General features: G+C 70.2%; 3 protein-coding genes. 2 read left to right on the forward strand and 1 reads right to left on the reverse strand.

The genetic code is table 11. The annotated features are described in order from the left end of the window. Positions 1-93: 93 nt before the first annotated feature. A complete protein-coding gene (locus tag BIV57_RS22740) occupies positions 94-1,056 on the reverse strand; it encodes a cation diffusion facilitator family transporter (RefSeq protein WP_071658757.1) in 963 nt (320 codons plus the stop codon). Positions 1,057-1,425: 369 nt separating this feature from the next. On the opposite strand from BIV57_RS22740, the gene ahcY reads away from it, so the two are divergent. Together ahcY and BIV57_RS22750 are read left to right on the forward strand one after the other, a co-directional pair. Continuing rightward, entirely contained in the window at positions 1,426-2,874 is a 1,449-nt protein-coding gene (gene ahcY, locus BIV57_RS22745) for an adenosylhomocysteinase (protein ID WP_071658758.1), read from the forward strand. Positions 2,875-2,972: 98 nt separating this feature from the next. Beyond that, a complete protein-coding gene (locus BIV57_RS22750) occupies positions 2,973-3,599 on the forward strand; it encodes a hypothetical protein (protein WP_071658759.1) in 627 nt (208 codons plus the stop codon). The last annotated feature ends 228 nt before the right edge of the window (positions 3,600-3,827 follow it).

The following is a 3,827-nucleotide window of genomic DNA, read 5'->3' on the forward strand; positions in this document are numbered from 1 at the left end:
GGTGCCGGGGCGGAGGGGCGGCGAACCCGGCACCGCGTCAACCGCGACCGTGCCGCGCCCCCGCCACCGCCGCGTCAACCGCGCCCCGGCGAACTACTCCGTCCCACCCGGCGTCGCCTCCGCCCGCGGCCCCGCCTCCGCCGCGGCCTCGCTGTAGATGTCCGGCTCCAGGTACACCGCCCGAGCCATCGGCTCCACCTCCCGCACCCGCCGCTCCGCCGCGTTGATCGCCTCGACCACCTCCGCCGCTGAAGAGCCGGGCCGCACCCCCACCTTCGCGCAGACCAACAACTCCTCCGGCCCCAGGTGCAACGTCCGCAGGTGAATCACCCGCGGCACATCCTCCCCGTTCACCAGCGCCCCAAGGATCCGCTTCGTCGCCTCGGGCCCCGCACTCTCCCCGACCAGCATCGACTTCGTCTCCACCGCCAGCACCACCGCGATGCACACAAGCAGCACCCCGATGCACAGCGTTCCGATCCCGTCGAAGACCGGATCCCCCGTCACCTCCGCCAGCCCCACCCCCAGCAGCGCCAGCACCAGACCGATCAGCGCCCCGAAATCCTCCAGCAGCACCACCGGCAGCTCGGGGCCCTTCGCGCGCCGGACGAAGGCCACCCAGCCCACCTTCCCCCGCAGCGCGTTCCCCTCCTTCATCGCGGTCCGGAAGGACAGCCCCTCCGCCACCACCGCGAAGAGCAGCACCCCCACCGCCCAGTACCAGGAGTCCAGCGGATGCGGATGCCTGATCTTCTGGACGCCCTCGTACACGGCGAAGCACCCGCCGACCGCGAAGAGCACCACCGCCACCAGGAACCCGTACACGTACCGCTCGTGCCCGAACCCGAACTGGTGCTCCGGCGTGGCCCGCCGCCGCGCCCGCTTCCCGCCGATCAGCAGCAGGACCTGGTTCCCCGAGTCCGCCACCGAGTGCACGCCCTCGGCCAGCATCGACGACGATCCCGTGAACGCGAACGCCACGAACTTCGCCACCGCGATCGCCAGATTCGAACTCAGCGCAGCCACAACGGCCTTGGTGCCGCCCTCCGCACTCATCCGCAGCCTCACCCTTGTTCTTGGTACACGCTTTAACCTTCGATGACCGGATCACGCTAACGCACCGTCATCCTCGTCCCCCGGCAGTCCGCTCGAACCGCCCTCGAGCCGGGCCCAAATCGGCCTCAAACCCTCACCGGGCCCACCCGCGAGGGTGTTAGCGTGGGGCACGGCGGGACGTCGCGCTGATGGCGGGCGGACGGCGCCGGCAGGGTCCCGACTGGGTCCGGCCAGCGCCCTCCCTGTGGATGAGAGGACCACCGACGCATCGTGCCAGGCACCCGGTTCCGGCCTGCCCGAATCCGGGACGCCAGGCGTGTCCGCCGCCACCCCAGACCGCTCCCGAGACGACTTCAGGAGTAGAGACAGGTGTCCTCTCTCACGCAGGGCGACTTCAAGGTCGCCGACCTCTCCCTTGCCGACTACGGCCGCAAGGAGATCCAGCTCGCCGAGCACGAGATGCCCGGCCTGATGTCCATCCGCAAGGAGTTCTCCGACAGCAAGCCGCTCACCGGCGCTCGCGTCATGGGCTCCCTGCACATGACGGTGCAGACCGCCGTCCTCATCGAGACGCTCACCGCCCTCGGCGCCGACGTCCGCTGGGCCAGCTGCAACATCTTCTCCACCCAGGACCACGCCGCCGCGGCCATCGCCGTCGGCCCCGACGGCACCCCGGACAACCCGCAGGGTGTCCCGGTCTTCGCCTGGAAGGGCGAGACGCTGGAGGAGTACTGGTGGTGCACCGAGCAGGCGCTCACCTGGCCCGGCCAGCCCGGCCCGAACATGATCCTGGACGACGGCGGCGACGCCACCATGCTCGTCCACAAGGGTGTGGAGTTCGAGAAGGCCGGCAAGGCCCCCGACCCCTCCACCGCTGAGAGCGACGAGTTCCGCGTCGTCCTCCAGCTGCTCAACCGCTCGCTCGCGGAGAGCCCGAAGAAGTGGACGGAGGCCGCCGCAGAGATCCGCGGCGTCACCGAGGAGACCACGACCGGCGTGCACCGTCTCTACGAGATGCACCGCGACGGCTCGCTGCTCTTCCCGGCGATCAACGTCAACGACTCGGTCACCAAGTCGAAGTTCGACAACAAGTACGGCTGCCGCCACTCCCTGGTCGACGGCATCAACCGCGCCACCGACGTCCTGATCGGCGGCAAGGTCGCCCTCGTCTGCGGCTACGGCGACGTCGGCAAGGGCTGCGCCGAGTCGCTCCGCGGCCAGGGCGCCCGCGTGGTCGTCACCGAGGTCGACCCGATCTGCGCCCTCCAGGCGGCGATGGACGGCTACCAGGTCTCCACGCTGGAGGACATGGTGGAGACGGCGGACATCTTCGTCACCACCACGGGCAACAAGGACATCATCAAGGCCGCCGACATGGCCCGGATGAAGCACCAGGCGATCGTCGGCAACATCGGCCACTTCGACAACGAGATCGACATGGCCGGCCTCGCCGCCATCCCCGGTGTCGTCCGCGACGAGGTCAAGCCGCAGGTCCACACCTGGACGTTCCCGGACGGCAAGAAGATCATCGTGCTCTCCGAGGGCCGCCTGCTGAACCTGGGCAACGCCACCGGGCACCCGTCGTTCGTGATGTCCAACTCCTTCGCGAACCAGACGATCGCCCAGATCGAGCTCTTCACGAAGCCCGAGGAGTACCCGATCGACGTCTACCGGCTGCCCAAGCACCTGGACGAGAAGGTGGCCCGCCTCCACCTCGACGCCCTGGGCGTCAAGCTCACCACCCTCACCAAGGAGCAGGCCGACTACATCGGCGTCCCCGTCGAGGGCCCCTACAAGTCGGACCACTACCGCTACTGACGGTCCGACCGCGGCACCGCACCACCGCCGCCCCCGGCACCCGCGCCCGTGCGCGGGCGGCCGGGGGCGGCGCCGTTCGCGCCGCCTAGGGTGGCCCCATGCCCGCCGGCCGCTACCTCCTGACCGACCCCTACGACGGAACGCCCCTGGGCGCCGAGCACTTCCGGTGCGCCCCCGGCCCGGCCGGCTGGCGCTACACCGCCCGCACCACCGGCCCCGACGGACGCCCCTCCGGCTCCGTCGACCTGACCACGGACTCCGCGTTCCGCCCCCTCCGCCTGGAACTGCGCACCGCCGACTGGCAGCTGCGCGGCGCCGCCCTCGACGGAGTCACCTGGGTCCGCGCCGACCTCGCCGGCCTCGGCGAGACCCAGGACGGCAACGCCCCGGCCCGCGCCTTCACCGGCCGGTCACCCGGATTCCTCGTCGCCCTCGCGCGCCTGCTCCGTCCCACCGCGGACGGGATCCGCGTCCGCCTGGTCGCCGTCACCCATCCGGTCCTCGCCGCGCACCTCGCGGAGCAGCGGTGGACCCTGCTCGGCACGGAGTCCCACCCCACCGACGACGGCCCCCTGACGGTGGAGAAGTACCAGGTCGTGGACGTCGACACGGGGGAGCCCCAGCACATCCACCTCGCCGGCGACGTCGTCCTCGACGCCCCGGGAGTGGAGCTCGACTCCCTGGACGGCCCCCCGAGCCCGTCGATGTGCATTCCACCCCGGTGACCTGCTAGTGTCACATCTCACCGCCAACCGAGCATTGACTCGGACGGCGGTGACCTCTAGGCTAGAGAGGTTGCTCGGGGAGCTGGACAAGCCCTCGAACGTCAACTAGTCTGGAAACACCGCAACCTGATCGATCCTCAGGTGGTCCTTGCCCGAAACGGCCGGGAATTACCACCGAAAAGATCTGGTAAGGTTAAGGACAGAACGAAGCGCCCGGAGGAAAAGCCG

Source organism: Mangrovactinospora gilvigrisea (assembly GCF_001879105.1).
GTDB lineage: Bacteria > Actinomycetota > Actinomycetes > Streptomycetales > Streptomycetaceae > Mangrovactinospora > Mangrovactinospora gilvigrisea.

What these genes read in the sequence shown, in the direction of transcription:
- BIV57_RS22750 (WP_071658759.1), top strand. Translation starts at nt 2,973, where the DNA reads ATGCCCGCCGGCCGCTACCTCCTGACCGACCCCTACGACGGAACGCCC.
- BIV57_RS22740 (WP_071658757.1), bottom strand. Translation starts at nt 1,056, where the DNA reads ATGAGTGCGGAGGGCGGCACCAAGGCCGTTGTGGCTGCGCTGAGTTCG.